General features: G+C 54.4%; 28 protein-coding genes and 1 riboswitch. Of the genes, 12 read left to right on the forward strand and 16 right to left on the reverse strand.

Annotated elements, in window-relative coordinates:
• Positions 1-172 precede the first annotated feature (172 nt).
• The 3 genes from ACI9KD_RS04315 to ACI9KD_RS04325 are packed head-to-tail and all read left to right on the forward strand — an operon-like array spanning position 173 to position 4,251.
• Positions 173-1,651 (forward strand): SulP family inorganic anion transporter, encoded by a 1,479-nt coding sequence (locus tag ACI9KD_RS04315; RefSeq protein ID WP_414979928.1) that lies wholly within the window; start codon positions 173-175, stop codon positions 1,649-1,651.
• A gap of 2 nt (positions 1,652-1,653) precedes the next feature.
• Positions 1,654-2,523: a universal stress protein gene (locus tag ACI9KD_RS04320; RefSeq protein ID WP_414979929.1), complete on the forward strand. Its 870-nt coding sequence runs from the start codon at positions 1,654-1,656 to the stop codon at positions 2,521-2,523.
• A 36-nt stretch (positions 2,524-2,559) separates the two neighbouring features.
• Positions 2,560-4,251, forward strand: a complete 1,692-nt coding sequence (locus ACI9KD_RS04325; protein ID WP_414979930.1) for an alpha/beta fold hydrolase — start codon at positions 2,560-2,562, stop codon at positions 4,249-4,251.
• Between the two features lie 22 nt (positions 4,252-4,273).
• Here ACI9KD_RS04325 and ACI9KD_RS04330 read toward each other — a convergent pair whose 3' ends face one another.
• Together ACI9KD_RS04330 and ACI9KD_RS04335 are read right to left on the reverse strand one after the other, a co-directional pair.
• Entirely contained in the window at positions 4,274-4,885 is a 612-nt protein-coding gene (locus ACI9KD_RS04330) for a class I SAM-dependent methyltransferase (RefSeq protein WP_414979931.1), read from the reverse strand.
• Entirely contained in the window at positions 4,886-6,097 is a 1,212-nt protein-coding gene (locus tag ACI9KD_RS04335; RefSeq protein WP_414979932.1) for a cytochrome C, read from the reverse strand. It abuts the gene before it with no gap.
• Positions 6,098-6,370: 273 nt separating this feature from the next.
• Here ACI9KD_RS04335 and ACI9KD_RS04340 point away from each other — a divergent pair, with 273 nt between their 5' ends.
• Genes ACI9KD_RS04340 through ACI9KD_RS04355 form a run of 4 tightly spaced genes read left to right on the forward strand, consistent with a single transcriptional unit; the run spans position 6,371 to position 7,658 of the window.
• Complete coding sequence (locus ACI9KD_RS04340) at positions 6,371-6,592, forward strand: hypothetical protein (protein ID WP_414979933.1); 222 nt, start codon at positions 6,371-6,373, stop codon at positions 6,590-6,592.
• A gap of 36 nt (positions 6,593-6,628) precedes the next feature.
• A complete protein-coding gene (locus ACI9KD_RS04345; RefSeq protein WP_414979934.1) occupies positions 6,629-7,231 on the forward strand; it encodes a S10 family serine carboxypeptidase-like protein in 603 nt (200 codons plus the stop codon).
• Between the two features lie 19 nt (positions 7,232-7,250).
• Entirely contained in the window at positions 7,251-7,385 is a 135-nt protein-coding gene (locus ACI9KD_RS04350; RefSeq protein WP_414979935.1) for a hypothetical protein, read from the forward strand.
• A gap of 60 nt (positions 7,386-7,445) precedes the next feature.
• Positions 7,446-7,658: a hypothetical protein gene (locus tag ACI9KD_RS04355; RefSeq protein WP_414979936.1), complete on the forward strand. Its 213-nt coding sequence runs from the start codon at positions 7,446-7,448 to the stop codon at positions 7,656-7,658.
• Positions 7,659-7,826: 168 nt separating this feature from the next.
• On the opposite strand, the gene ACI9KD_RS04360 is transcribed toward ACI9KD_RS04355, so the two are convergent.
• A complete protein-coding gene (locus ACI9KD_RS04360) occupies positions 7,827-8,441 on the reverse strand; it encodes a DUF2452 domain-containing protein (RefSeq protein WP_414979937.1) in 615 nt (204 codons plus the stop codon).
• 51 nt (positions 8,442-8,492) lie between these two features.
• Positions 8,493-9,014, reverse strand: a complete 522-nt coding sequence (locus ACI9KD_RS04365; protein ID WP_414979938.1) for a DUF501 domain-containing protein — start codon at positions 9,012-9,014, stop codon at positions 8,493-8,495.
• A gap of 116 nt (positions 9,015-9,130) precedes the next feature.
• Positions 9,131-9,314, forward strand: a riboswitch (cobalamin riboswitch).
• Positions 9,315-9,437: 123 nt separating this feature from the next.
• Between ACI9KD_RS04365 and ACI9KD_RS04370 the strand changes: the two genes are divergently transcribed.
• Genes ACI9KD_RS04370 through ACI9KD_RS04390 form a run of 5 tightly spaced genes read left to right on the forward strand, consistent with a single transcriptional unit; the run spans position 9,438 to position 14,634 of the window.
• The gene (locus ACI9KD_RS04370; RefSeq protein WP_414979939.1) at positions 9,438-11,327 is read left to right on the forward strand and encodes a TonB-dependent receptor plug domain-containing protein; all 1,890 of its coding nucleotides are present in this window, start codon (positions 9,438-9,440) and stop codon (positions 11,325-11,327) included.
• Positions 11,317-11,928, forward strand: a complete 612-nt coding sequence (gene cobO, locus ACI9KD_RS04375) for a cob(I)yrinic acid a,c-diamide adenosyltransferase (protein ID WP_414979940.1) — start codon at positions 11,317-11,319, stop codon at positions 11,926-11,928. Before ACI9KD_RS04370 ends, cobO begins: the two co-directional genes overlap by 11 nt.
• 3 nt (positions 11,929-11,931) lie before the next feature.
• Positions 11,932-12,942: a FecCD family ABC transporter permease gene (locus tag ACI9KD_RS04380; RefSeq protein ID WP_414979941.1), complete on the forward strand. Its 1,011-nt coding sequence runs from the start codon at positions 11,932-11,934 to the stop codon at positions 12,940-12,942.
• Complete coding sequence (locus tag ACI9KD_RS04385; RefSeq protein ID WP_414979942.1) at positions 12,939-13,751, forward strand: heme ABC transporter ATP-binding protein; 813 nt, start codon at positions 12,939-12,941, stop codon at positions 13,749-13,751. Before ACI9KD_RS04380 ends, ACI9KD_RS04385 begins: the two co-directional genes overlap by 4 nt.
• Positions 13,702-14,634, forward strand: coding sequence for a helical backbone metal receptor (locus ACI9KD_RS04390; RefSeq protein ID WP_414979943.1), 933 nt, complete (start codon positions 13,702-13,704; stop codon positions 14,632-14,634). The genes ACI9KD_RS04385 and ACI9KD_RS04390 overlap by 50 nt, the downstream gene beginning before the upstream one ends.
• Here ACI9KD_RS04390 and sstT read toward each other — a convergent pair whose 3' ends face one another.
• The 12 genes from sstT to der form a co-directional block, all read right to left on the reverse strand.
• Positions 14,635-15,831, reverse strand: coding sequence for a serine/threonine transporter SstT (gene sstT, locus ACI9KD_RS04395; protein ID WP_414979944.1), 1,197 nt, complete (start codon positions 15,829-15,831; stop codon positions 14,635-14,637).
• A 130-nt stretch (positions 15,832-15,961) separates the two neighbouring features.
• Positions 15,962-16,753: a class II aldolase/adducin family protein gene (locus ACI9KD_RS04400; RefSeq protein ID WP_414979945.1), complete on the reverse strand. Its 792-nt coding sequence runs from the start codon at positions 16,751-16,753 to the stop codon at positions 15,962-15,964.
• Between the two features lie 75 nt (positions 16,754-16,828).
• The gene (locus ACI9KD_RS04405; RefSeq protein WP_414979946.1) at positions 16,829-17,353 is read right to left on the reverse strand and encodes a winged helix-turn-helix transcriptional regulator; all 525 of its coding nucleotides are present in this window, start codon (positions 17,351-17,353) and stop codon (positions 16,829-16,831) included.
• Positions 17,354-17,454: 101 nt separating this feature from the next.
• On the reverse strand, positions 17,455-17,664 hold the full coding sequence (locus ACI9KD_RS04410; protein WP_009022001.1) for a cold-shock protein: 210 nt from the start codon (positions 17,662-17,664) through the stop codon (positions 17,455-17,457).
• 612 nt (positions 17,665-18,276) lie between these two features.
• Positions 18,277-19,869: an isocitrate lyase gene (locus tag ACI9KD_RS04415; protein ID WP_414979947.1), complete on the reverse strand. Its 1,593-nt coding sequence runs from the start codon at positions 19,867-19,869 to the stop codon at positions 18,277-18,279.
• Between the two features lie 158 nt (positions 19,870-20,027).
• A complete protein-coding gene (locus ACI9KD_RS04420) occupies positions 20,028-21,149 on the reverse strand; it encodes a hypothetical protein (protein ID WP_414979948.1) in 1,122 nt (373 codons plus the stop codon).
• 4 nt (positions 21,150-21,153) lie between these two features.
• Positions 21,154-22,002, reverse strand: a complete 849-nt coding sequence (locus ACI9KD_RS04425; protein ID WP_414979949.1) for an ABC transporter ATP-binding protein — start codon at positions 22,000-22,002, stop codon at positions 21,154-21,156.
• The gene (locus ACI9KD_RS04430) at positions 21,986-22,378 is read right to left on the reverse strand and encodes a GntR family transcriptional regulator (protein ID WP_414979950.1); all 393 of its coding nucleotides are present in this window, start codon (positions 22,376-22,378) and stop codon (positions 21,986-21,988) included. The genes ACI9KD_RS04425 and ACI9KD_RS04430 overlap by 17 nt, the downstream gene beginning before the upstream one ends.
• Positions 22,379-22,386: 8 nt before the next feature.
• Positions 22,387-23,247: a GIN domain-containing protein gene (locus tag ACI9KD_RS04435; protein ID WP_414979951.1), complete on the reverse strand. Its 861-nt coding sequence runs from the start codon at positions 23,245-23,247 to the stop codon at positions 22,387-22,389.
• The gene (locus ACI9KD_RS04440) at positions 23,240-23,443 is read right to left on the reverse strand and encodes a hypothetical protein (RefSeq protein ID WP_414979952.1); all 204 of its coding nucleotides are present in this window, start codon (positions 23,441-23,443) and stop codon (positions 23,240-23,242) included. The genes ACI9KD_RS04435 and ACI9KD_RS04440 overlap by 8 nt, the downstream gene beginning before the upstream one ends.
• 144 nt (positions 23,444-23,587) lie before the next feature.
• The gene (locus ACI9KD_RS04445) at positions 23,588-23,971 is read right to left on the reverse strand and encodes a group III truncated hemoglobin (protein WP_414979953.1); all 384 of its coding nucleotides are present in this window, start codon (positions 23,969-23,971) and stop codon (positions 23,588-23,590) included.
• Between the two features lie 5 nt (positions 23,972-23,976).
• On the reverse strand, positions 23,977-25,401 hold the full coding sequence (der, locus tag ACI9KD_RS04450) for a ribosome biogenesis GTPase Der (RefSeq protein WP_414979954.1): 1,425 nt from the start codon (positions 25,399-25,401) through the stop codon (positions 23,977-23,979).
• Between the last annotated feature and the right edge of the window lie 62 nt (positions 25,402-25,463).

Raw genomic sequence — 25,463 nt, forward strand, 5'->3', positions numbered from 1 at the left:
TCAGATACCGCATTAGACGCTTGAGATAATGGCAGTGAGCACCGATAACAGCAAATCGTTGAACTACACGTCGGAACTCGCGAAACTGCACAAAGGGGCCGACTGGCTTCCCTCGTTGAACTGTGTATCCTTCGCGGCCCATTAGTCCATGCAAATATAGGAATCTTCTTCCGTGTTCGACACCTTACGCCAGGACTGGCTTGGCAATGTTCGCAACGACCTTCTGGCCGGCCTTGTTGTTGCCCTGGCATTGATTCCCGAAGCCATTGCCTTCTCTATTATCGCGGGCGTTGACCCGAAAGTCGGCCTGTACGCATCGTTTTGCATCTCCGTTGTTATCGCCTTCGCCGGGGGGCGTCCAGGCATGATTTCTGCGGCCACCGGGGCAATGGCGCTGGTCATGGTCGTACTGGTGCGAGAACACGGCCTCCAATACCTCCTCGCCACCACGGTACTTACCGGTGTACTGCAAGTCGGTGCGGGCTGGGTGCGCTTGGGAAGCCTTATGCGCTTTGTCTCTCGGTCGGTGGTTACGGGGTTTGTGAATGCTCTGGCCATCCTGATTTTTATGGCGCAATTACCTGAACTCATAAACGTCACCTGGCACGTCTATGCCATGACTGCCGCAGGGCTGGGGATCATTTACGGCCTTCCCTACATCACCCGCGCCATTCCATCTCCGCTCATAACTATCGTCGTATTGACCATTGTGGCGATCTGGCTGGACCTGGATATCCGCACGGTGGGTGATATGGGCGATCTGCCGGACAGCCTGCCCATATTCCTCATCCCCGAGGTACCACTGAATTGGGAGACTCTGGGCATTATCTTCCCCTACGCGCTCACGCTAATGGTCGTTGGTCTCCTGGAGTCTCTTATGACCGCGACCATCGTCGATGATCTTACCGACACCAAAAGCAATAAGAATCGGGAATGTGTGGGCCAGGGTGTCGCCAATATAGCCAGTGGCTTTATTGGCGGTATGGCGGGCTGCGCAATGATCGGTCAATCGGTGATCAACGTGAAATCCGGTGGCCGAGGTCGCCTGTCTACGCTGGTCGCGGGAGTGTTTTTGCTCATCATGGTGGTCTTCGCTGACGCCTGGGTCAGCCAGATACCAATGGCTGCTTTGGTCGCCGTTATGATCATGGTGTCCATCGGAACATTCAGCTGGTCGTCTATACGTGATCTAAAGGATCATCCCCGAAGTTCCAGTGTCGTGATGCTAGCCACCGTTGCGGTCACTGTCGCTACTCACGATCTTGCTCGCGGAGTGCTTACCGGGGTTTTGCTATCCGGCTTTTTCTTTGCTCACAAGGTCGGCCAAATCCTATACTTGCGATCTATGGTTGATGACGACGGCCGCGCCAGGACCTACCGTGTCTTCGGACAGGTATTCTTTGCCAGCGCCGACCGCTTCATCGCTGCTTTTGACTATCAGGAAGTGATTGAGCGCGTATGCATCGATGTCAGTCGGGCCCACTTTTGGGATATCACCGCCATAAGCGCTCTGGACAAGGTTATTTTGAAGTTTCGCCGTGAAGGGACAGAAGTCGAAGTTATCGGCCTCAACGAAGCCAGCGCTACCATGGTAGACCGCTTCGCTATACATGATAAAGATGGCGCCGACGATCTGCTGATGGAGCACTAACGATGACTGTGAATGATCAGGACAAAATTCTCGCCTGCGTCGATCAGTCTCACTTTGCCGACTATGTCGCAGATTATGGTGCCTGGGCAGCCGCTCGTATTCATGCCCCGCTTGAGCTACTCCACGTCATAGACACCCACCAGAATCCACCCTCGAGTGAGGATCACAGTGGAGCGATTGGCTTCGATGCTCAGGAACAACTACTGACAAAATTAACGGCAGAAGACGAAGCCAGAACCCGCGCCGCGCGAGAAGCGGGCCGAGTGTTTTTGAATAAACTGCGGGAGCGTGCCAGCAACCAAGGAGCCCCACAGGTCGATACACGCCAACGTTATGGACAGTTGGTTGAAACACTTCACGAACAAGAAGACGGCGTACAGTTAATGGTGCTGGGTCGACGCGGTGAGTCCGCAGAAACCGCTCCTAGAGACCTCGGCCGAAATGTTGAGCGCGTGGTCCGCGCGGTGAATAAACCCATCCTGACGGTCACGGAGGGCTTTCGAGAACCTAAGCGCATCATGTTCGCCTTTGACGGCAGTGCAGTCACGCGCCGCGGGGTAGGAATGATTGCACGCAGCGCACTGTTTCGTGGCCTGCCGATACTTTTGCTCATGTCGGGAAAGGTGAACCCGGACGGCTCAAAAAAGCTCGACTGGGCAGAGAAGACACTCACCGCAGCAGGCTATACAGTCACCAAACAGCTTATCCCTGGCGACGCCGAAGCCGTCATCGCAAAAACCGTGACGGACGAATCCATCGACCTGTTGATTATGGGGGCGTTCGGCCATTCCCCATTACGCACGCTCTTTTTTGGCAGTAAGACTGCTGACCTTTTGCGCTCATCAGGGATTCCCACGCTGCTGCTTCGCTAGCGGTGCTTCCACTCATTTTCAAAAGGTGCTCAGCCCATGCTTTACTCTTTGCTCCGTCACCGGTCTCTTCTCAAGAGCTGTATAGCAGCACTCTGCCTGAGCCTGTGGGGAACCGCTTCAGCGCAGGAACTTGAGCCCAGCGAAGGCTTATTTACCATCCAGGCCTTCAGCTATGAGGATGGCAGTACAGAAACTCTAACTCAGCACTACATAACTTTGGGAGCACCGCGAACCAACGGCCAAGGCAAAGTCACTAATGCCGTGCTAATCATGCACGGCACCACCGGCAGCGGCGCGGGCTTTTTAAGGGACAAATTTGCTGGCGTCCTGTTTGCCCGCGGAGGGCTCCTGGATGCCTCCCGCTACTTCATTGTACTGACCGATGGTATCGGTCACGGCCAGTCCAGCAAGCCAAGCACCGACTCTGCTGGAGACTTCCCGAAATATAGCTACAACGACATGGTGCATGCGCAATACCGCTTACTCACAGAACACTTAAAGGTGAATCACCTTCGGCTTGTGACTGGCACCTCCATGGGCGGCATGCTGAGTTGGGTCTGGGGTTATGAGTATCCTCGGTTCATGGACGCAGTCATGCCCCTGGCGAGCCTTCCCGTTGAGATCGCCGGGCGCAATCGCATGCTGCGCAAAATGATTATCGATGCCGTCAAGAACGATCCGGATTATCAGAACGGCTTTTACGAGACGCAGCCGGCAGGCCTTCGCGAGGCGCTCTACCCACTGATCTTTATGGTATCGAGTCCGCTACATTATCAAGAACTTGCGCCAACAAGAGTCGCGGCAGAAACGATGCTTGATACTAATCTGAATCGTTACAGCAGCATCATGGATGCCAACGACCTCATCTATGCGTTTGACGCGTCCAGAGACTACAACCCGGCCCCGCGGCTTGGGGAAATCAGCGCGCCCCTGCTTGCGATCAACTCAGCCGATGATCAGGTTAACCCACCGGAGTTGATGCTTCTGGAATCACATATCGATCAAGTGGTACAGGGCGAGGCCGTCACGCTGGATATTTCACCCCTGACCCGGGGCCACGGCACGCACTCGCTACCCAGCATCTGGGGGCCTTACCTGGCACGTTTTCTTGAGGCAACGGATACAGAGGAAGCCTTCAGCACACGCGACTACAGCGCCTTAAAAAATCCAGACGCAGACATCTGGACGACCCAAGCCCCGGACACTTTTGTAGCCGACTTTGATACTACCGAGGGCAGGTTCAGTGTTGAAGTCGAACGAAGTCTGGCACCCCTGGGTGCTGACCGCTTCTATCAATTGATCAAGGCCGGGTATTACGACGGGGTGCATATCAATCGTGTGGTGCCGGGGTTCATTGCACAGTTTGGCGTGCACGGCGAACCTACTATCAATGCGATATGGAAAGATCAAATGATCCTCGACGACAGCGTCCGTAGCAGTAACCTGCGCGGCCGCATCGCCTTTGCCATGACAGGACCCAATACTCGGAGCACGCAAATTTTTATCAACACAGCCGACAATGCCAGACTCGATACCGGCGGTTTTTCCAGCTTCGGTACAGTCATCAGCGGCATGGCGGTTGTTGATCGTCTATACGGGCTGTATGGCGAGAACGCGGGAGGAGGCCTTCGCGGTGGCAAGCAGGGCCCGCTGGAGAACGGAGGCAGTGAGTATTTGCATAGCAACTATCCGCTATTGGATTTTGTAAGTCGCGCCACGATTCGATGATACAAATCGCTGGTTCTATCGGTTAGACCGGCCTGGTAAACACGCAGCTTTCCCACTGGATATGCGCGCGAGCATCATCGTCGCGGCATCGGCATAACACCGGGGCCAGACCTGCCACCAAGGCCTGCTCTTCTAGCTGCTGAGCCGACACGCCAAAGAAACCTCGCAGAGTGTTTTCGGCATCGTCACTCCCATGTCTTAGCGTGATCACAAGATTGCCCTGGGGGAGTAGCAAATTGCCCAGGGCCCGCATAGCGCTTGCTCTTGAGGCAGGCGCAAGGTGCTGCCACACGGCGGACACTAGTATCAGATCAAATCGGTCTGGCAGCAAAGACAGCACGGCCAGATCAGGCAAGCAGTCATCGACCCAGTGAATCTGCCCAGAGTTCTCCCTCATGGCTAAATCGCGCATACCTGCGCTGGGCTCCACCGCAACAACCGACCAGCCATGGCTTGCTAACCACAGAGCGTCGCGCCCGGAACCAGCCCCGACATCGCAAGCGCGCCCGGAAGCTTGCTTCGCGCAGACCGCCGCAAGCCAGTCACCGTGAACCAGCTGTGCGCTGCGACTAAGATAACGCCCACTCAACTGCGCTGCATTTTCGGTGTAGTAGTCCACAGTGCTTAGAAACACTCAGTCTGAATCATGAATGCTGACACGCCCTACTCGGTTGCTGCTGCTCTGATGAATGAGCAGTTCACCCTCGCGAGTGACCCACACATGGCGAACGATACCCACACCGGAGGGTATGGCCCAGCTCTGAAAGACCTCACTGACGGGATCAAAGCGCACCAGAGCATCAGGCCGCATGCCCGACTCGTTGTACCAAACCACATCATCAATCACGGCAATGGCATAGGGATGCGATTTGGGGCCGCTAGGCGACGGCCACTCTTTGCTAATACCCGTCTTGGGATCGAGAACACCTATGCACCCCATAGACGAATTGACGTACCAGACGCGACCATCACTGGCGATATCAAGACGGCGGATACGGGTCTTTTCGTCGGGGATATCAAAAAATTTCAGCTCCATACTCTCGGGATCCATGACGCTGATCGCGTTGGTGCCGTTGTGTGCAATCCACAACCGCCCGTCTGGCCCCACCTTGATGCCGTAAGGTCGCGCTCGGGTCTCTACTTCACGCAGCTCTCCTGTTTCAGGATTCAACCGTCCAAGCATGCCAGCCTGTTGAGCGGTGAAGTACAGATTGCCGTTTGGATGAAACGCCGCGGTATGTGGGTCAAGCGCCTGAGTTGGATATTCGACGATGACGCCTGTCGCGGGGTCTAGCTTTCCGATCGTTGCATTGCCATTACCGGTGTACCAGATGGAGCCATCCGCATTCGGGACAATACTGTGCGGGCGCGCCGCCGGCGGCAAATGAAACTCCTGCATCGCGCCGGTTTGTGGATCCAGACGCCCCACAAGGCTCGCCCACATCCCCGTCCACCAAATACTGCCATCGGCCGCCTCTATCGGATCCCGGGATCGCTGACCCAGCGTCGGCGCAATCCATTCTTCAATGGTGATTTTGACCGGCCCTGAAACCAGTGTCGGCTTACGCTCTTGCTGGGCAGGAAAGTTCGCTGCCAAATACTCCGCGATAGTCTCCGCCTGAGGATCCGCGAGCTTAATCATGCTATTGATCAACATGCGCCATTCACTAGCGGTATCAAACCCAGCGGAGTTCAGGATTCGCGAGCTGCTGTGACAACTCACGCAGAGCTTTGACACAAGCTCTTTACCAGGCCCCGGGGGAAGCTCCTGCGCTTGTGCAGGTAACACAAAGAGCAGTAACAGCAGCGATCTGGATGTAACACTAGAGCCGGTGAAAATTGACATGGACTTATACCCGCAGCCGTTAGACGTGTCACAAGACTAGCGGTCTTTAGTATATGGAATCCAGTCCTAAGCGCTGGAGAGAAAACCTCCAAAAAGACAGCGATAAGTTTCTATCGAGGGACACGACGCTACCCACAGGAGACCGCACAGTGCAGACTCAAATTGTTACCCTAAAAAATTCGACACCTCGGAGATCAAAATGCCTTTGCTACGTAATCTAGGGCTTGCAACCCTCTCGCTCATCATCCTCAGTCTGCGCCCGGCTATAGCGCTGTGGCAGACACAGACACCCCCAAGACCGTTAAGGAAGTTCCACCCCCAACTGAGTTTGTGACGGAACATACGGGAACACTCAACGGTCGCAAGCTGAAGTATCGCGCCAGAGCCGGGGAGACCTATATACATGATGAGAACGAGGAACCCAGTGCGACGTTCTTAAGTTTCGACTATGTCGCGATAAACGACGGCAAGGATCGACCAGTCACATTTGCCTGAAACGTTGGACTTGGTAGCGCGTCTCTTTGGTTGCACATGGGCACCTTTGGTCCCAAACGCGTTGTTGTGTCGTCAGACGCGCAACATGCCGGTGCACCACCCTACCCTCTGGTCGAGTCCAGGGAGACTATCCTTGACGTTACGGATCTGTTTTTTATCGACCCCGTGGGCACCGGCTTCTCTCGCGCCCTGGGCGAGCACGACGGCAAAGAGTTCTGGGGCGTGACCGAGGATGCAGAATCCATCGCCACGTTTATTCGTCGCTGGCTCACGGTCAACAAACGCTGGAACTCGCCTAAATTTCTCCTCGGCGAAGGTTATGGAACCACCCGGGCAGCGGTAATCGCAGACATTCTGGAGAACGAGCAGCGTGTCGCACTCAACGGCATTGCATTTATCTCCCAGGCCCTCGATTACGCCGGTTCGACTCCTTATGTGGCCGACAACCTCATTTCTCACATCACCTACGTCCCCACCATGGCGGCCACGGCGTACTATCGCCAGCGAGTGAATGGCTCAGGACGCGAGTCTTCAGAAGTCGGTACAGAGCGCCCGGGAGTTCGCCGTAGACGAGCTTCTTCCGGCACTTTTCAAAGGCGACACGCTCGATGCAGACAGCCGGGTACAGGTTCGCGATGAACTCGCAAGGCTTACCGGATTGACACCGGAATACGTTGAAAAGGCAAATCTGCGCGTGCGCGGGACGCGTTTTGCCCAAGAGTTACTTCGTGATCAGGGCATGATTGTCGGCAGTCTAGATGCGCGGTACGTAGGCGAGCCTGTCGATGACTAAACAGCTCGAGCCGACTTCGACGCGGCCGGCAACGCCATCTCCGGAGCGTATAAAGCGGCGATGATGAGCTACTTGCAGAGTGAACTAGACGTAGATTGGGACCGCAGCTACCTGTCCCCCGCTGATCCAAGAGTCAACGATGAATGGAACTGGAGCCCCGAGGGCAGAGATGCCGACTGGGAGCCCCATTGGGTCAACACCACTCATAACCTTGTGAGCGCCATGGAGGCTAACCCGGGAACTCAAGGTTCTCGTCGCATCGGGATACTCTGATTTAGTGACGCCCTTCTTTGACGCAGAATACAGGTTCAACCGCTACGGAATAACGCCAGACCGCGTGGACTATCGTTATTACGGCGGAGGGCACATGATGTACGTTAACGAAGATGCACGCGTAGAGTTACTGCAGGATATACGGTCGTTTTTAAAAGCCCAGCTGAACTAGTCACTATGCAAAAGGCGCCGGGGAAGCTCCGTCCCGGCGCTCTCAAGCAAAACCCTCAAAGGCGATTGCAAGCTATCGGCAGCAGTCGCCGACCCGCGCAATGAAGCACCAAGACCCGTAGCAAGCATTCGCTGATAGTAAGGAAGCTCCCGTCGGTAGCCTGGAAGGTGATCATCAAGCGCATCATCGCTTTGCAGGCCGGTCATAAACGCATCGACGAGTGTCCCAAGTGCCTCTTGTAAGGAGGGTTTTTCCGCAATACCTTTGTCCGGCGTTATTGACCAAGTCATATCCTGACGCAGCTCGCAGGTTCCTAGGCAGTCACCTGTTTCTCGATCTCCCCACTCCGTGGGACCCACCAAAGACAACTGCCAGTCCCCAGCTTTGGCGTAAAGGTAATAGATCGTACCCAGCGCCGGCTTGAACTGAAATTTGGCTGACAGTACCAGCACTGACGCAAACCAATCAAACAACAACTCCGCGGGGGCTTTTGCATTGACAGTGGACGGACGCGTCTCACCCCAGTGCGAGAGAACAGGAACTAGACCCTTACCTTGGGGATTGGGATTTTTGTGCGGATTGCGTGACATGTTTACCTTACGTGTCGACACGCCACTCGGTTCTTCGCATGACGAACTTTAGGGTGGGCATCAGGATTTGCATCAGCCATCTTCGCAGATGGCCCAATACGCATCCAGCATCTGACCCACGGTATTCGGTTCTACTAGATGGGCGGCATACCAGGTATGCAAACAACGAATACGTGTGAAGTCAGCGATGCCACCGATGCCACGCTGAGCCAGGGCATTCCACTGCCCGCGACTTTCGAGCAACTCACGCTCTCCGCTTACAAGGTGTGACTCCCGTAACTGGATGTGACACTGGTGATCCATCTCCATAGCATGTTGGAGCTCAGGAGACTCGTCGATGAGCGCTTGAAATACCATAATGCGCCCAGTAGCCTCCTCGCGGTCAATACGAAGATTAAGGCTCGGGTCGATCAACCAAAACAGTGTCGGGAACGGCTTTCCCTCGACTAACGATGCGACGCGAATCACACAGGGCTGACCATTACTGTCCATGACCGCCACGTCGCGTAATCCCCGGGGACGGCGGCCAAGACGTGCCTGAACAAGCTCGAGCATCGCCTCATTAATCGATGGATTCTGTTCAGTACTGCTCATGAAACAACAATACCCGTTCTCAGTGCCTCCTGTCATCGTGGAACGGTACTTTGAGGCGATCGGCAATACCCTCAATGCTCCGTCTCGAATGTTTGACAATGTTAGGGCAGCCGCCTACTCTCCATCCCGCCTTGGGTGCCTACCGACGCGCGAAAGTGTTGGGGTAGGTTAAAAGGGAAGCAGGTCCACGGTCGTGACGAGCGTATGCTCTTAAGCGACCCATTCCTGCGCTGCCCCCGCAACGGTAGGTAGTGTGAAAGCACTACGAGCCCGATACCTGCCCTGGCAATAGCACCCGATGGAGCGGAGGGCTTCACGAAAGGTCGCTAAATGCAGTCCTCGCACGAGTACGCACAGCGCAGGCAGTGTTTTGTTTCCTTGATCCCCTCCCTCAATCGCCCTATGGCAATTGAGGACAACCACATGTTTAACGTCAGCAGAACAACGACTCAAAGTCGATTCAGATCTATACCCTTTAACTCACTACTCGCATGCGGACTGTTGATACCCAGTACACAGCTTGCTGCACAAAGCGTTTTAGAAGAAATCATCGTAGGTTCATCACGCGTGGAGATGCCGCTGCGCGATGTCGGCACATCAGTTACGGTGTTGACGCAGGATGAAATCGTTCAGCGCGGGTTTCTGAGCCTTCCCGATCTTCTTCGTACACAGCCTTCTATCGCTGCAACCAACAACGGAGGACCCGGTAAAGCAACCAGCCTCCGCGTTCGAGGAGAAGAAGGCTACCGAACGATGGTCGTGATTGACGGCATCGATATCAGCGACACCTCGAGCCCACAGGTCAGTCCCCGTCTAGAGCAATTGCTGACTTCGGGCATCGCTCGCGTAGAGATACTCAGAGGCCCTCAAGGCTTGAGCTATGGTGCAGACGCTGGGGGTGTTATCAACATTCGCACGGCCACACCGAACGAGGGGTTAGGCGGTGGCGTATCCGTGGAGCAAGGCCGCTACGACACGCAACAGCTTAGTGGGCGCATCGGCGGGAGTTTTGACAGCGTTGATTTTTTGATCAGCGGAGCCGATTTTTCGACCGACGGTTTCAACGCCCGAAATACAGACACCGACCTCATCGATGACGATGGCTACGATAACCAAACACTCCACGCACGGGCCGGATGGGACGTCAACGACAGTCTCCGAGTGGAGGCTGTTGCTCGACAGGTAGAAGGCGACAATGCCTTTGATGGATGTTTCAACTCGGCGTTTTTGTCCAGCAACGACTGTGATGACAGCTTCCAGCAGGACAGCTGGCGCATATCCGCAGCGTTGACCCAAGAGCAGTTTTCTCACGAATTAGCCTATAGCGACAACACAACCGAGCGGGTGTTTTTTGCCGAGAACTCAACTTTCTTTGCTGCCGAAGGTGGACTGGAGCGTCTCAGTTACATTGGACAGTGGCGTCGATCAGACAACATGTCTCTGGTGTACGGCGTGGACCAGGAAAAGGAATCTATCGATGACGGCAGCTTTGACCGCTCACGCCGACAAACTGGCATCTACGGTGAGTATCAAGGACGACTAAGCGAGTCCTTCACTGTCACCGCCGGTGCACGACACGACGACAATGATGATTTCGGCACCTACCTGAGCTATCGAGTAAGCGGCGCCTGGGTCACAGATCTCGCAGGGGGAGAGCTGAAACTCAAGGGCGCGTACGGAACGGGTTTTCGCGCTCCCAGCCTTTACGAAATTAGCTACAACAATGGTCCTTTTGCTCGACCGCCTGCGGCAGATACCGTACTCAGTGAAGAAACCAGCGGAGGTTACGATCTGGGAGTAGCCTGGGCGACCGAGAACGGAACCTATTTAGAAGTCACATGGTTTGATCAAGAGATTGATGATCTCATCACCTTCGACCTCGTTGGGTTCTCAGGCTACGTACAACAAGCGGGGCGCTCAGACTCTCAGGGCATCGAGCTCATCACAGACTTACCCCTGGCCATGGGCTTCCGGTTAAACGGCAACTACACGTGGAACGAAACGACGACACCCGAGGGTGATCAACGCGCCTTTCGACCAGAACATCTCGCAAACCTGGGCATCGCCTATCAGAACGCCGACAGTAGGCTGCGTGTCGGCGTTAACGTCCGCTCCTCAGCAAGCGCCGTGGACACTTTTGGCGCTGACCTGGATGATTATGTATTGATGGATGTTAATGCTAGCTTTGAAGTCATCACCGGGTTAACTGTGTATGGGCGCCTGGAAAACGCACTAGACGAAGAATACGCGGAGATCCCAACGTACAACACCGCTGGTCAGGCGGCATATGCAGGAGTGCGCTATGAGTTCTGACGCTAAAAAGGAAGCTCGTCACAAGCTTGCCATGGAAAAGCAGAAAGGGTCGATTGACGCCTCTATCGCGGCAGCGGACGTAGAACGCGGTGTGGGAATACTGCTTACTGGAAATGGCAAAGGTAAAACAAGCTCTGCCTTCGGAATGGTATTACGAGCCTTGGGCTATGACCAGAAAGTCGGTGTCATCCAGTTCATCAAAGGCCAACAATTATCCGGCGAAGAGATTTATGTCCGAGACCGTTGTCCAGATGTGGCTTTCTACCAGATGGGGACCGGCTTTACCTGGGACACTCAGGACCGCAGCACGGACATGGCCGCGGCGCGGACGACCTGGGAACAGGCCCTACCCATGCTCAGAGATCCAAGCTTTGATCTTGTAGTGCTAGACGAACTGACCTACATGCTCTCCTTCAACTACCTAAGCGAAGACGAGGTTGTCGAAGCCATCCAGAATCGGCCACCAGAACAAAGCGTGGTGGTCACTGGTCGCGGCGGCGGTACCCGCCTACGGGAGATTATGGATACTGTCTCAGAAGTTAAAGACATCAAGCATGCCTACAACGCGGGCATCAAAGCTCGTCGTGGCGTCGACTACTGAGCCGTGTCTTTTAGAGGCCTAGGCGCCCCTCCGTCGCTTACCCTGCTTCTGATACTGGCAATTTGCGCGGCGCTTTCACTGGGCGCAGTGCCACTGAGCCCTAAAGAGCTCCTTGCCGCACTCAGCGGCAACGGAGCTCCCCTGCACGAAACACTGCTGCTACAACTGCGATTACCCAGAGTTTTACAGGCTGCGTGTATTGGCGCGCTACTGGCGCTCACGGGCGCCCTCTCTCAGGGAATGTTTCGAAACCCCCTCGCCGACCCGTCCTTGATAGGGGTTACCGGCGGCGCATCCCTCGGCGGCGCATTAGTTCTGGCGCTGGGGGTCGGTGCAGGTTTGAGTGGTGACCTGTACGTTTCACTCGGCGCTTTTGTGGGCGGACTGGCGGCAACCTGGCTCGTTTACCGAATCGCTCGCACTACTGACGGAACGTCGATATCAACACTTTTACTAGCTGGAGTAGCGATCACGGCCTTAGCCGGCGCATTGGTGAGCGTGCTTGAAATGACCGTCGACAACAGTACATTGAGACGCGTCGCGCTTTGGCGACTGGGATCTCTGGCAGGCGCCAGTTATCAAACTTTAATGATCGCGACGGCAGCTCTAACACTACTCATCGTAGCGACACTACCGCTTCGCGATGTCCTCAATGCCTTATTGCTAGGTGAGGCTGAGGCGGTACATTTGGGCTATCGCAGTGACAGGAGTAAAGCAGTACTGACCACATTGATCGCCGCTGGCATGGGCGTCAGCGTAGCCTTGGCAGGGGCTATAGCCTTCGTTGGCCTTGTCGTTCCGCATATGGTGAGACTATATTCCGGCCCGGAGCATCGCGCACTACTGCCGCGCTGCGCGTTGCTGGGCGCCCTAGTCCTGGTACTCGCCGATCTCATATCCCGAATATTGCTAGCCCCAAGTGAAATCCCACTAGGCATCGTTACAGCTTTGCTTGGTGTGCCCTACTTCCTGGTTCTTCTGCGCCGCTATCAAGCCAGGCTAGTATTCTCGTGAACGGTCCGTTATTGGAAATGCACAGTGTAGGACTGAGAATTTCTAGGAGCACCTTACTGAGGGACATAAGTTTTGCGCTCAATCCCGGCGAAATCGTGGGCGTCGCCGGGAGCAACGGCGCCGGTAAAACTAGCCTCCTACGGCTGGCCTGTGCCGAGTACGCACCCAGTTTTGGCTGCGTGCACTTTGACGGTGAGAACATGGCGTCCCTGAATCTCCGCGATCGGGCTAAACGCCTGGCGGTCTTACCGCAGAGTATGGGGCTGCAGTTTGATTTTACGGTCCGACAAGTAATCACTCTAGGGCGGTCCCCGCATGGTGATATTGGCGGCGCCGGTGAGGAGGTGGTTGATCAGGCCCTCGAGCGCTGTGAACTCACGAATTTCGCTGATCGAAGTTACCCATCATTGAGTGGTGGAGAGAAACAACGGACACAGTTTGCCAGGGTGCTGGCACAGCTTTTAGCACACAGCTCCCGCAAAGATCTCAGTGGTCAAATCTTGATTCTTGACGAACCAACTTCAGCTCTGGATGTTCGGCATCAGGAACGGTTCCTGCAACTCATCGCTGAGCTTCGGGATCGCGGCTGCGCAGTCCTGATGGTGATGCATGACATTAACCTACTTAGTCGCTGCGCAAATCGGCTGCTGTATCTCAAACAGGGGGAAATGTTGTCCCTGGGGCCGACAGCTGAGCAGCTCAATGAAAGCGCACTGAGTGACCTTTTCGAATACTCGTTAAAGATAAGAGCAATGAGTGATGATGCCCCTCCCTTTGTTTACCCGGCCCCTCATGCACTTACCTCTTAAGAACGGGACACTGTGGCTCTGTCTGCTTTTACTGCTGCTAACGCAGCACGCAGCATACGGCGCCTTAGAAGCGCGGGATGCCGAAGATCGTCTGGTAACGCTGGAGCGGCCCGCCACGCGCGTGATCGCCTTAGCTCCACATATTGTCGAAAACCTCTTCAGCATCGACGCCCAAGACACACTCGTAGGAGCCGTACACTATAGTGACTACCCCGACGCAGCGGGATTGATCCCCCGCGTCGGGGGCATAGGCTCCATGAGCCTGGAACGAATTGTCGCCTTAGAGCCGGACCTCATCGTGTTGTGGGGATCGGGAACACCGATCGGTTTGCGCTCGAGTATCGAACGACTCGGGCTATCCTACTTTGTCGATGAGATTCGTTCCCTTGCGGATCTGGGCGACAGCTTTGAGGCGCTAGGGGTACTAACAGGGCATCAGTCCGAGGGCGCGCGAGTTTCAGCACAACTACATTCATCCCTTAACACCCTGGACTCCGTGCAAGCCCGGCGACGCAGCGGCAATATCCCGGGCGTCTTTTTCCAGCTCTGGGACCAACCACTGCAAAGTATTGGTAAAGACCACCTACTGAGCGAAGTGATCGAACGCTGTGGCGGAAGAAGCATTACCAACAATATCGCCGGTCTTGCGCCTTTAGTAAGTCTGGAGCGCGTTTTGTCCGACAATCCGGCGCTCATCATTGTGGAGAACCAACAACAGGCGCGGCATTGGGATAGTTACCCGGAACTCAAAGCAATGCGCACAGCCAACGTCGCAGTCATCAACCCAGACCTACTACATCGCCCCACCCTACGTCTGCTGCAGGGTATGCAGATTATCTGTAAAGGCATCGACGCAATCAGTCAAGCCGCTAACGCTAACTGATTAGCGTTCTGCCATGCGTGCGTGCTCAGCAGCATAGGTGTACACCACGTCCGTACTCGAATTGAGTGCCGTTTCCGCAGAGTCTTGAATGACACTGATAATGAAACCTACGGCAACCACCTGCATAGCAACGTCTACGGGGATACCGAACAAGCCACAGGCCAGTGGGATCAACAACAGACTCCCGGAAGGAACCCCAGATGCACCACAGGCCGCTAACGATGCAACAACACAAAGTATCAAGGCCTGAGCAAATGACACCTCGATACCCAAAGTATGCGCGGCTGCCACAGAGAGTGTGGTGATAGTTATCGCAGCTCCGGCCATATTCACCGTCGCTCCAACGGGAATAGTGACTGAATAAAGCTCCTCACTGATTCCTAAACGCTTAGCCAACGCGAGATTGACGGGGATATTAGCCGCAGAGCTGCGCGTGAAGAATGCTGTGACGCCAGACTCTTCCAGACATTGGAAAATCACAGGATAGGGATTCTTCCGCGTTAACAGCCATACATAAAATGGATTCACGACTAACGCCACGATCAGCATCGCAGCCACCAAGAGCCCCGCTACACTCAGATAATCCGCGAGCACTTCGACGCCAGTAGTGGCAACCGTCAAGCAAACCAGACCAAAAATACCAATGGGCGCGAGCGCGATGATGTAGCGGACAATGTCTGCAACGCCATCCGCCAGAGTTTGTAGATTTTGACGAAAGGCTTCTGATGCCCTACGAAAACTCAGGCCCAGTAAAATGGCCCAACTCAAACAACCCAGGAAATTGCCTGTAAGCAGCGCATTGATGGGGTTGTCGACCAGCTTAAACAGCACATCACGGAGCACGTTCCCTACCGCTGCCGGCGGTGCGCCGTCTGCCGCGCCCGTCAGAGCGAGGGTCTGAGGGAACGCGGTAGACAACAGTAAGGCCACCAGAGCGGCGCTCATGGTGCCTGCAAAATACAGCACGAGAGTAATTAAAATCCGTCGAGAATCCGCAGATTTTTCATGGCGATTGGCAATGGCCGACATCACCAAAAGCATAACCAGCAGGGGCGCCACCGCCTTGAGCATGGCGACAAACAACTGACCAAGGAGACCTAGATCTACCGCCAGGCTGGGCCACAACATGCCTACGATAGCCCCCGCGATAACACCAATAACAATACGCGGGACCAGCCCGATATCTGAAAGAGTCACAATGAAACCTCAGTTAGGAAAGGATTTATTGTACGCCAGAGCACAGCAGTTTTATGCGACCGTCGAAATGAAAAACCCGGCACTAGGCCGGGCTTCGGTGAACATCTTCTTGAGTAAGACCAAACTCGTTTTAGTCGAGCAAGTCTGGCTGCTCAGCCACGATGACGTCATACAGCGGCTGGAAGCTAAACCAGCCTGCCAGATGCGAACCCACCTGCTGTGCCGTACTCGCCGCCACATCGTGGGATATCGGCTTAGGGGTGCCCGCCGCTTCTGCCATGAGCTGTGCCTGACAACTGCGCTCCATGGTGACAAACCACCAGCAAGCCTCGTCTACACTTTCACCGACCGTGAGCAGGCCATGATTTTGCAAAATGACCGCTTTGTTGTCGCCCAGAGCGTTCGCAATATGATCACCCTCAGACACATCCAAGACTACCCCGTTGAAGTCTTCAAACACCGCGTGACTATCGTAGAAAGCGCAGGAGTCTTGCGTCAGCGGATCCAGCTTACGGCCCAAACTTGACCAGGCCTTGCCATAAACGGAATGCGCATGCGCCGCTGCCGTCACTTCCGGATGGTTCATGTGAATACGCGAATGGATTGCAAACGCGGCGCCATTGAGCAAGCCCTCGCCTTCCACGACATTGCCAGCGTGATCGACTTTCAAAAGGTCGCTCACTCGCATTTGCTTAAAAGAGCGGCCCATGGGGTTCACCCAAAAGTGATCCGTATGCTCCGGGTCGCGGACGGTGATGTGACCAGCCACACCTTCGTCAAAGCCAAACTTGCCAAAAATACGCAGCGATGCTGCCAAACGTTGCTTGCGCTTTAAACGCTCGGCGACGACATCATCTAATACAGTATTCATTGTGACTGTGTCGCCCTGGTTCATTACCAGGTCCGCAGCTGCTTCACCCATCGTTACTCTCCTTGACTGTCGTTACTTCATTTAATGTTCAATGTTCAATGCTAGCGCATGACTACGCAAATTTCTCTATTTGGCTTCGCGCTCCAGGTGCGGAAAAGTAGGGAGTGAGGTTTCACCCACTCGGACGCCTTTGACGTGGGTCGCTAACGCAGGGCCGACCATAGGCGTTACGTGCTGGGGTCGTAAGTCCTCATGGCACTCGCTGCAGGTCATTACCGGCGACGTCTTTTTCCCGCAGCTTTGATGAAAGTACTCCACAGGCGCACCGTCACCGCGATCCATCCACTCGTCGCCCCAACGACCTAGCATCATGAGTACCGGGTACAAACTCAAGCCCTTGCGGGTGAGTCGGTACTCGTGACGTGGAGGTTTTAGACTGTACTGTACGCGCGTCAACACACCCTGCTCAACGAGCTTCGTCAAACGCTCGGAAAGGCGGTGACGGGTTATTCCCAGGTTAGACTGAAATTGATCGAAACGCCGCGTGCCAAAAAACGCGTCGCGCAAAATAAGTAGCGTCCAGCGCTCGCCTACCACAGACAATGCCCGTGCTACGGAGCAGACCTGAAGATCGATATCATCCCAACGCATGGCTCACTCCTACAGAGGCTGACAACTGTGGTTCACATTTTCTCGCAGGCATAAAAAAAGGCAAGCCATTGCTGGCTTGCCTTTTCCGAAAACTTTGCGCTTTAAACGGCGACAATGTTCTCGGCTTGAGGACCTTTTTGGCCCTGAGTAATTGTGAACTCAACTGCTTGGCCTTCGGCCAGAGTTTTGAATCCAGAGCCAGTGATCGCGCTGAAGTGTGCGAATACATCTGGGCCGCTCTTCTGCTCGATAAAGCCGAAGCCCTTAGACTCATTAAACCACTTCACGGTACCGGTAACTGTTTCGGACATAACGTCATATTCCTGTAAATAATAATAAACACTGCCTCTAATGAGGCATTTGTAGCCGCAAAAAAGACTGAAATTTAGAACTTACAGGACGACGAACTACTGAGAGATCACGTAATGAAGAGCTTAAACACGAGGCTTACTTTTAGCTGTGCGTACGGTACAGCCCGCTTACCCTTAAGTCAATTAAAACCTACAACTATAAACACAGTGCCAGGGACAGTCACTTACTGATGCTCATGCAGCGCCTTTCGCCACCTTGTTCAGGTGTTTCAGCTGTTTCAGCCAGATTTGGTGGAACTTATGCATTCGTTTAGGCGCAAGGATCGCCCCAATCCTTGGGATGACCCCGTTCTGAGTTTCTTCCCTCAGGACATAGCAGCCCTGCGGCTGCGGTGACATGCGCCATGCATGATAGATAGAAACCCCGAAAGACTCCGATGACCAAGCCAAGCGCTCCGCCGGCTCGCACTCCTCAACGTTATACTCGATGGTCACCCCAAAGGTCTTCCAGCGAAAACGCGTGACCAGTCACGGCTGCTAGCCTGAGCAACTTTGACGCACAAAAAGCCCGGCTATCGCTAGCCGGGCTTTAGTCGCTAGAAGCAGTCAGGCTCAGCCAAACTGATTCATCGTGTTGTCATCGCCAGCAGCCTTGAGCGCTGCATCACCGGCGAAGTATTCCTTGTGGTCATCGCCCATGTCCGAACCGGCCATATTCTGGTGCCTCACACAGGCGATACCCTGACGAATTTCCTGACGCTGAACACCCTTCACATAACCCAGCATGCCAGCCTCACCAAAGTACTCTTTGGCCAGATTGTCGGTAGACAATGCTGCGGTGTGGTAAGTCGGGAGTGTGATCAGGTGATGGAAGATACCGGCTTCACGCGCAGCATCCGCTTGGAACGTACGGATACGCTCATCGGCTTCCGCCGCAAGATCCGTCTCGTCATAGCTCACGTCCATAAGCTGGTCGCGATCATAGGCCGATACGTCCGTACCCGCTTCACTCCAGGCATCAAACACCTGCTGTCGGAAGCTCAAGGTCCAGTTGAAGGATGGTGAGTTGTTGTACACAAGCTTGGCACCAGGCACCGTCTCGCGAATCTTGTTCACCATCGCTGCAATCTGCCCCACATGCGGCTTCTCAGTCTCGATCCAAAGCAGGTCGGCGCCATTTTGCAACGACGTGACGCAATCCAGTATCACACGCTCAACACCCGTATCCTTACGGAACTGATATAGGTTGGACGGCAGACGCTTAGGACGTAAAAGCTTACCTTCACGATTGATAATCACGTCACCGCTCGCAAGCTGGGATGGTTCAATTTCATCGCAGTCGAGGAAGCTGTTGTATTGATCACCCAAATCACCCGGAGTATGAGTCACAGCGATCTGCTTGGTCAGGCCAGCACCGAGCGAATCGGTACGGGCAACGATAATGCCGTCGTTCACACCCAGTTCTAAGAACGCGTAGCGCACTGCCCGGATCTTCGCGAGGAAGTCTTCGTGAGGCACGGTAACTTTACCGTCCTGATGGCCACACTGTTTCTCGTCAGACACCTGGTTTTCGATTTGAATGGCGCAGGCGCCCGCCTCGATCATTTTCTTGGCCAACAGGTAGGTCGCTTCAGCGTTACCAAAACCCGCATCGATGTCGGCAATAATCGGCACGACGTGTGTCTGGTAGCTATCAACCTTTTGTTCGATAGCCTTGGCAGCCACCTCGTCACCTGCTTTACGCGCTTTGTCTAGCTCTCGGAACATTCCACCGAGTTCACGGGCATCGGCCTGGCGCAGGAAGGTGTACAACTCTTCGATCAGTCCGGATACGGATGTCTTCTCGTGCATAGACTGGTCAGGCAACGGGCCGAACTCGCTACGCAGGGCAGCAATCATCCAGCCAGACAGGTAGAGGTAGCGCTTATTCGTATCACCAAAGTGCTTCTTGATTGCAATCAGCTTTTGCTGACCGATAAAACCGTGCCAGCAACCCAGAGACTGCGTGTACTGCGCGGTGTTGGTATCGTACTCAGCCATGTCCTTACGCATGATAGCGGCAGTGTATCGAGCGATATCAAGCCCAGTCTGAAAGCGGTTCTGGACGCGCATGCGCGCTGCGTACTCTGGATTGATATCTTTCCAGCTGTCGCCATTGGTAGAAACAATGTCCGCCGCCGTCTGGATTTCCTGTTGGTAGGTCATAGGTCCCATCCCTTAGAAGTAGTTCAAAAAAGTTCAGCCGCGAGCGCGGCATCAACAACGGAAGGGAGTCTAGGACATTAGACCACTATCAACATAATCAATGTGTTCTATTTGTGCTATTCACTGGGTGAATGATTTGGGAGTGCCTTTACAGCCCCTCAGTTCAGCTCCCAGCGGTGCCCTCGGAGCCAGACTGCCGCCGTGAGAGCGATACCCGCGAATACCAGGCCATAGGCCACACTCAGCAGGTCCAGAGCCATCCAATCCGGCCCAAACAGATAGAACCCTACCGCCGTACTGTCCGAGAGAAATCCATGAGGAAAGTGTCGACTGACCGCATTTCCGACTACCTCCGAGCCAAAGAAAATTGACTCGGCAATAAACAATCCGATAAACGGCGTGACGGCCATCAGAAACGGCGATCGGCGAGCCAAAGCGGATGCACAGAGTAGCCAGGCATACACTGGCGCGATCAACAGTACCGTCATTACCCAACCGCTGATGGGGTCCAGCATCAGGGCGACAAAGTCGATATTGCCGACAACCACCTCAAAGGGATCCTGATCCATGCGCCAAACGAGCAGCATCATCAACAGCACGTAGGCAAGCTGCAGTAGCAGACTGATAGCGATGTAAAGCAGCGGTGCAACGATCAGCGCCACCGTAAACTTGGAAAGTACTATTTGCCACTCGGTGACAGGCATCGAGCGCCAGAACAACACGCTGCGGTCCTTACGGTCATCGTAGAGAGAATTCAGCAAGTAGTTCACGCTCGTGAGCAGCAGAATCAACAATAGAATGCTGTGCACAATGCTGAGCATGACGTTGAGTTCTCGCCCACCCATCTGATCGAGGGCGTGATCGAGCTTATCGTCTCCGGTAGCCTTATCGCTACTGGGATTAAAACTCCACTCCCGAGAGAAGTTCCACTGATCGTCAGCAGACTCCTCTTCCACATAGATTTCATAGGTGGGGGCTTCGGCTACCCCCGGAGGCTGAGGTACATCCGAGGGCGTCGCAACTTCGACGACGGTTACTTCCTCCTCGCCATCTTCTCCGATGGTGATAGAGATGTTCACGTTATCATTGCCCTTGCGCATCATCGCTTCGAGAATGGTGTCGCCCACCACACTGATACGATTAGCCAAGACAACGCTTCCGAGCATGAGAACGACGAGCACCACGGCCGTGATCACCGGCGTCCAGACCAGCGAGTTTTTGTACTCGCGAAACTCACGCTGAAGTAAAGTCATAAATTGCGATGTTTGGGTGGTAGCCATGTTCCTATCCCCCCACCTTGGCAACAAACAGGTCCGACACCGAGGGCGTCCGTATCTCACCAAGCCCGGCGAGCTCCTGGGAACCCAGTCCTTCAAAAATGTAAGCCTTGCCACCCAGGATATTGCGCTTCCCAATGTAGGGCAGCTGCTCGGCGCGATTAACCGCGTCGCCCAGTGCATGCACTTCGTGGAAACGCTCCTCGATATCCATAATTGACTCGTGAAGAATGAGTTTGCCGTGATGCATAAACATCACATGCGTCAGAATGTTCTGGATTTCTTCGACCTGGTGTGTCGACACAAGAATCGTGCGCTCACCATCAAAGTAGTCGTTAATCAACTGCTCGTAAAAGCGCTTGCGAAATAGAATATCCAAACCCAGCGTCGGCTCATCAAGAATCAGTAACCGCGCATCAATGGCCATTACTATGGCAAGGTGCAACTGCACAGTCATTCCCTTGGACAGATCCCCCACCCGACGCTTAGGATCAACGTCCGTGGTCGCAAGAAACGCCTCGGCCTGGTCCCGATTAAAACGTCGATGTGTACCGGTGACGTAGTCCAGCAATTCGTACACACGCATCCAGCGAGGCAAGACCGCGGTATCGGCGATGAAGCAGACTTCTTCCATCATGCGACCACGGTCCGCTATGGGTGAGTATCCGAGTACCGAAAGATCTCCTTCGCAACTGGTAAGGCCCAGCAAGGCCTTCAAAATTGTTGTCTTTCCCGCCCCATTAGGGCCAATCAAGCCAATGACATTCCCTGAAGAAATCGACAAATCCACGCCGTCAACCGCACGAAGATCACCGAAGCTGCGCCGAAGATTCTGCGCCTCAATGATGGTCTGCATTTACATTCCCCTGCATTGTCATTAACTGTTCACTCACTTCTTCCATTACCAGGCCCAGCACACGAACTCGTGCAACAAAGGCCGGAAGCTCTTCGTCCAAAAACCGCTGCTGCTCATCATTCGTAAGAGAGTTGCGAGCCCCGGACGCCACAAACATGCCAAGACCCCGGCGCTTCTCGAGCAAGCCCATCTCCACCAATTCCTGATAGGCCCTCCCTACGGTCAGGTGGTTGATTCGGTAATCCGTTGCCACCTGGCGAACCGACGGGATCGCCTCACCTTCAGGGAAACTACCGTCCATGACGCGCTGGATAACCAGATCGCGTAGCTGGCGGTAAATGGGTTGCCCTTCTGTCCATTCCATAATCAGTGTCATCGCACGACTCAGTCGCGGCGACGAACGTCCCCGCTGCCCAATTCAACACGTTCAACTTCAGGCGATCCACCGTATACAACATCACCACTACCCAGGATCGATGCGTTCAACTGCTCACTCACTTCGCCGATAGAGGCCGAACCAGAACCCACGATGTTGGTTTCTGCGCGTCGACAATCGACCCTCGTCATTCGTGCATCACCAGACCCGACGACATTAACCTCAAGCTCCTCCACAAAGCCCTGCTCCGTCACGTGCAGGTCACCCGAACCCGTGACCACAAACTCACCGGTGTTGGCGTTTACCGTTCCAATAAACAGGTTACCGCTGCCCGTAACGACCGCTTCGAAGTCTTCGACGTCAATATTGACGGCCCGGAAGTCTCCGGAACCCTCGACGCGTACTTCTAGCTCGCTACCTCGCAGTTCGAAGGCGTTAATCTCTCCGGAACCCTCAACCACCATAATCGTCGTAGATTTCTTGTCAGACGCATCAAATTTAAAGGGTTTGATGTAGACCTTGCCGGAACCTTTCACTTTTAGTTCTTCAAGCTCAGGCATCACCACGCGAAAGGCGATTCTCTTGTGTGAACTATCCTTGGAGCCGCTATAACTCTTGCGCGAACCCAAGACCAGCGTGCCTCGCTTCACGTAGAAGGGTTTCGAGTCCAGATACTTGGACGGCCCCCGCAGTTGTAACTCGATATCATCACCTTGGGTGATCTCTACCTTGGCAGAGCCGAGGACCACAACTTTACTAAACTCCAAACCCTCTACCCGACGCGTCTCCTCGTCGGCCAGCAACTGAGGTGAAGCGATAGCCAGGGCAAAGAAGCCTGAAAAGGCTGTCATTGCAAATGACTTACGCATCCTGAACCCCCTCAGAAGGATCCTTACGATCACCACCACGAGCCGCTTCGATCACCAGACCTGCCGGCAGCAGACACAGCGCCGCGATGGCACCGCCGCCAGCAGCACTCAGTGACGCGCAGGCAAAGAAGACTAATGCTGGCATGAGCATGCGTATCGACGTCGGGCTAGTCATTCCTTTGCGTAGGCTAATCATTATTTTGTTCCGTATATCCGTGGGTGTTATGGTGAACTATAGCACCCAAATAGGCTTCTGCAAGCGGCCGTATTTTCGGAAAATAACCTAATAAATCGTTATATTACAATAAGTTACGGTGTATTTTAAAAATAAACATTAAGTTTAGGCTCGACAACGTGTCAGATTCTGTCGCATATTCCCTGCAACTCGTCGCGCGAGCTCAGAAGCACGCTCTGTGTGGGCTCCCAGAGGGTGTTTTTCGAGGGTTTTTTCAAAGAGGAATAACCAGCGGCGATAGTGCTCATCAACGAACAACTGTCGCGCATCTACCTCGCGGTGCTGGCGCATCATATGCCGTCGATAATCACGATCACCCAGCAGCATCTTTCGCCAGTAGGCCTTGATCCTCGGTAGGTGCTCAGACAGATCGACCTGAGCAACCTCCAGGAACAGGGGCGCAAGCACTGGGTCCGCCAACACCCGTTCGTAGAATGCATCCACGAACTCATCGATCTGCTCCCGCACATCAGGACCCACTTTCTGCATCGCGCTTAGCTGCGCTTTTTCTTTTGCTTGCTCTTTTTAGCTTGCTTAACGTGAGCCATCAGTCGCCGTTTACGATTGATTTGCCGATTAGTCAGCTTGTTGCGCTGACCCGCAAAGGGATTCTCACTGCTGCGAAACTCGATGCGCAGTGGCGTGCCGGTGAGCTCAAGACAGCGACTAAACGTCTTCTCCAGATAACGTTGATAGCTACTGGGTACCTTATCGGTCTGATTACCGTGTATGACAACCCGGGGCGGGTTTCGGCCGCCAGCGTGAGCGTAGCGCAGTTTGATGCGTCGTCCATTGACCATTGGAGGCGCATGATCTGCTACGGCATCCTCAAGAATACGTGTGAGGCGACTGGTTCCCATGGGCTGCATGGCCGCCGCATAGGCTGCATCAATCGATCCAAACAGTGTCCCCACACCAGAGCCATGGAGTGCTGATATAAAGTGCATGTCAGCGAAATCAACAAATCGTAGGCGTCGATCTAGTTCAGAGCGAATAGACTCTTTCTGATCAGGATCCAGACCATCCCATTTGTTAACGGCAAGCACCAAGGCTCGCCCCGCCTCAAGGCAGCTGCCTAAGATGTGCAAGTCCTGATCCACCAGGCCTTCCTGACCATCAACCAAAAGTACCACTACATTGGCATCGCTGATGGCGCTGAGAGTCTTGATGATGGAAAACTTCTCTACCGCCTCGCGAATGTTTTTGCGACGACGCACACCTGCAGTATCAATCAGTGTGTAAGGCCGACCTTCGCGTGAAAAATTAATGTATACGCTGTCTCGGGTGGTACCGGGCTGGTCGTACACCACGACTCGGTCCTCTCCAAGAATACGATTTACAAGGGTGGACTTGCCCACGTTGGGGCGACCGACCACGGCCACCCGGGTACCGCCCTGCTCCTCTTTCGCGCCGTCCTCTGGATCTGGCAGCGGCACGGATTCGAGCACTGTTTCAATCATCTGGCGCACGCCTCGACCATGTGCGGCGGCAATGCCGTGTATGGAGGCAATACCCAGGGAGTGAAAATCACTAACCGCGACATCAGGATCCCGGCCATCAACCTTGTTCACCACAAGATGGAAGTCCCGGCCCTGCTGACGCAGGTAATTCACCAGCTGCACATCTACTGGATTAAGACCGTCCTTAGCGTCCACCAGCAGCAGCACAACATCAGCTTCGTCAATGGCGAGCAATGACTGCTCTGCCATGACTGCATCGATACCGTCTTCACCACCACTAACGCCACCGGTATCGATCACAATAAAGGCTCGATCCTCGCTGCGCCCCTCCCCGTATTTCCGATCCCGTGTCAGACCCGACAAATTGGCTACCAATGCATCTCGGGAACGCGTGAGCTGATTAAAAAGCGTCGACTTTCCGACATTCGGGCGCCCTACCAGTGCAATTGATGGCAACACCGCGATCAGGACCTCGGCCGAATGTCATAGGCGATCAACTTCCCGCCATTGGTGTACACATA

Origin of the sequence: Congregibacter sp. (assembly GCF_047617445.1) — a bacterium.
Taxonomy (GTDB): domain Bacteria; phylum Pseudomonadota; class Gammaproteobacteria; order Pseudomonadales; family Halieaceae; genus Congregibacter.

Excerpts from the sequence above, each read along its gene's own strand:
- ACI9KD_RS04320 (WP_414979929.1), top strand. The coding sequence starts at position 1,654 with ATGACTGTGAATGATCAGGACAAAATTCTCGCCTGCGTCGATCAGTCT.
- ACI9KD_RS04325 (WP_414979930.1), top strand. The coding sequence starts at position 2,560 with ATGCTTTACTCTTTGCTCCGTCACCGGTCTCTTCTCAAGAGCTGTATA.
- ACI9KD_RS04335 (WP_414979932.1), bottom strand. The coding sequence starts at position 6,097 with ATGTCAATTTTCACCGGCTCTAGTGTTACATCCAGATCGCTGCTGTTA.
- ACI9KD_RS04345 (WP_414979934.1), top strand. The coding sequence starts at position 6,629 with ATGGGCACCTTTGGTCCCAAACGCGTTGTTGTGTCGTCAGACGCGCAA.
- ACI9KD_RS04355 (WP_414979936.1), top strand. The coding sequence starts at position 7,446 with ATGATGAGCTACTTGCAGAGTGAACTAGACGTAGATTGGGACCGCAGC.
- ACI9KD_RS04365 (WP_414979938.1), bottom strand. The coding sequence starts at position 9,014 with ATGAGCAGTACTGAACAGAATCCATCGATTAATGAGGCGATGCTCGAG.
- ACI9KD_RS04370 (WP_414979939.1), top strand. The coding sequence starts at position 9,438 with ATGTTTAACGTCAGCAGAACAACGACTCAAAGTCGATTCAGATCTATA.
- cobO (WP_414979940.1), top strand. The coding sequence starts at position 11,317 with ATGAGTTCTGACGCTAAAAAGGAAGCTCGTCACAAGCTTGCCATGGAA.
- ACI9KD_RS04390 (WP_414979943.1), top strand. The coding sequence starts at position 13,702 with ATGATGCCCCTCCCTTTGTTTACCCGGCCCCTCATGCACTTACCTCTT.
- ACI9KD_RS04400 (WP_414979945.1), bottom strand. The coding sequence starts at position 16,753 with ATGGGTGAAGCAGCTGCGGACCTGGTAATGAACCAGGGCGACACAGTC.
- ACI9KD_RS04405 (WP_414979946.1), bottom strand. The coding sequence starts at position 17,353 with ATGCGTTGGGATGATATCGATCTTCAGGTCTGCTCCGTAGCACGGGCA.
- ACI9KD_RS04410 (WP_009022001.1), bottom strand. The coding sequence starts at position 17,664 with ATGTCCGAAACAGTTACCGGTACCGTGAAGTGGTTTAATGAGTCTAAG.
- ACI9KD_RS04415 (WP_414979947.1), bottom strand. The coding sequence starts at position 19,869 with ATGACCTACCAACAGGAAATCCAGACGGCGGCGGACATTGTTTCTACC.
- ACI9KD_RS04420 (WP_414979948.1), bottom strand. The coding sequence starts at position 21,149 with ATGGCTACCACCCAAACATCGCAATTTATGACTTTACTTCAGCGTGAG.
- ACI9KD_RS04425 (WP_414979949.1), bottom strand. The coding sequence starts at position 22,002 with ATGCAGACCATCATTGAGGCGCAGAATCTTCGGCGCAGCTTCGGTGAT.
- ACI9KD_RS04430 (WP_414979950.1), bottom strand. The coding sequence starts at position 22,378 with ATGACACTGATTATGGAATGGACAGAAGGGCAACCCATTTACCGCCAG.
- ACI9KD_RS04435 (WP_414979951.1), bottom strand. The coding sequence starts at position 23,247 with ATGCGTAAGTCATTTGCAATGACAGCCTTTTCAGGCTTCTTTGCCCTG.
- ACI9KD_RS04440 (WP_414979952.1), bottom strand. The coding sequence starts at position 23,443 with ATGATTAGCCTACGCAAAGGAATGACTAGCCCGACGTCGATACGCATG.
- ACI9KD_RS04445 (WP_414979953.1), bottom strand. The coding sequence starts at position 23,971 with ATGCAGAAAGTGGGTCCTGATGTGCGGGAGCAGATCGATGAGTTCGTG.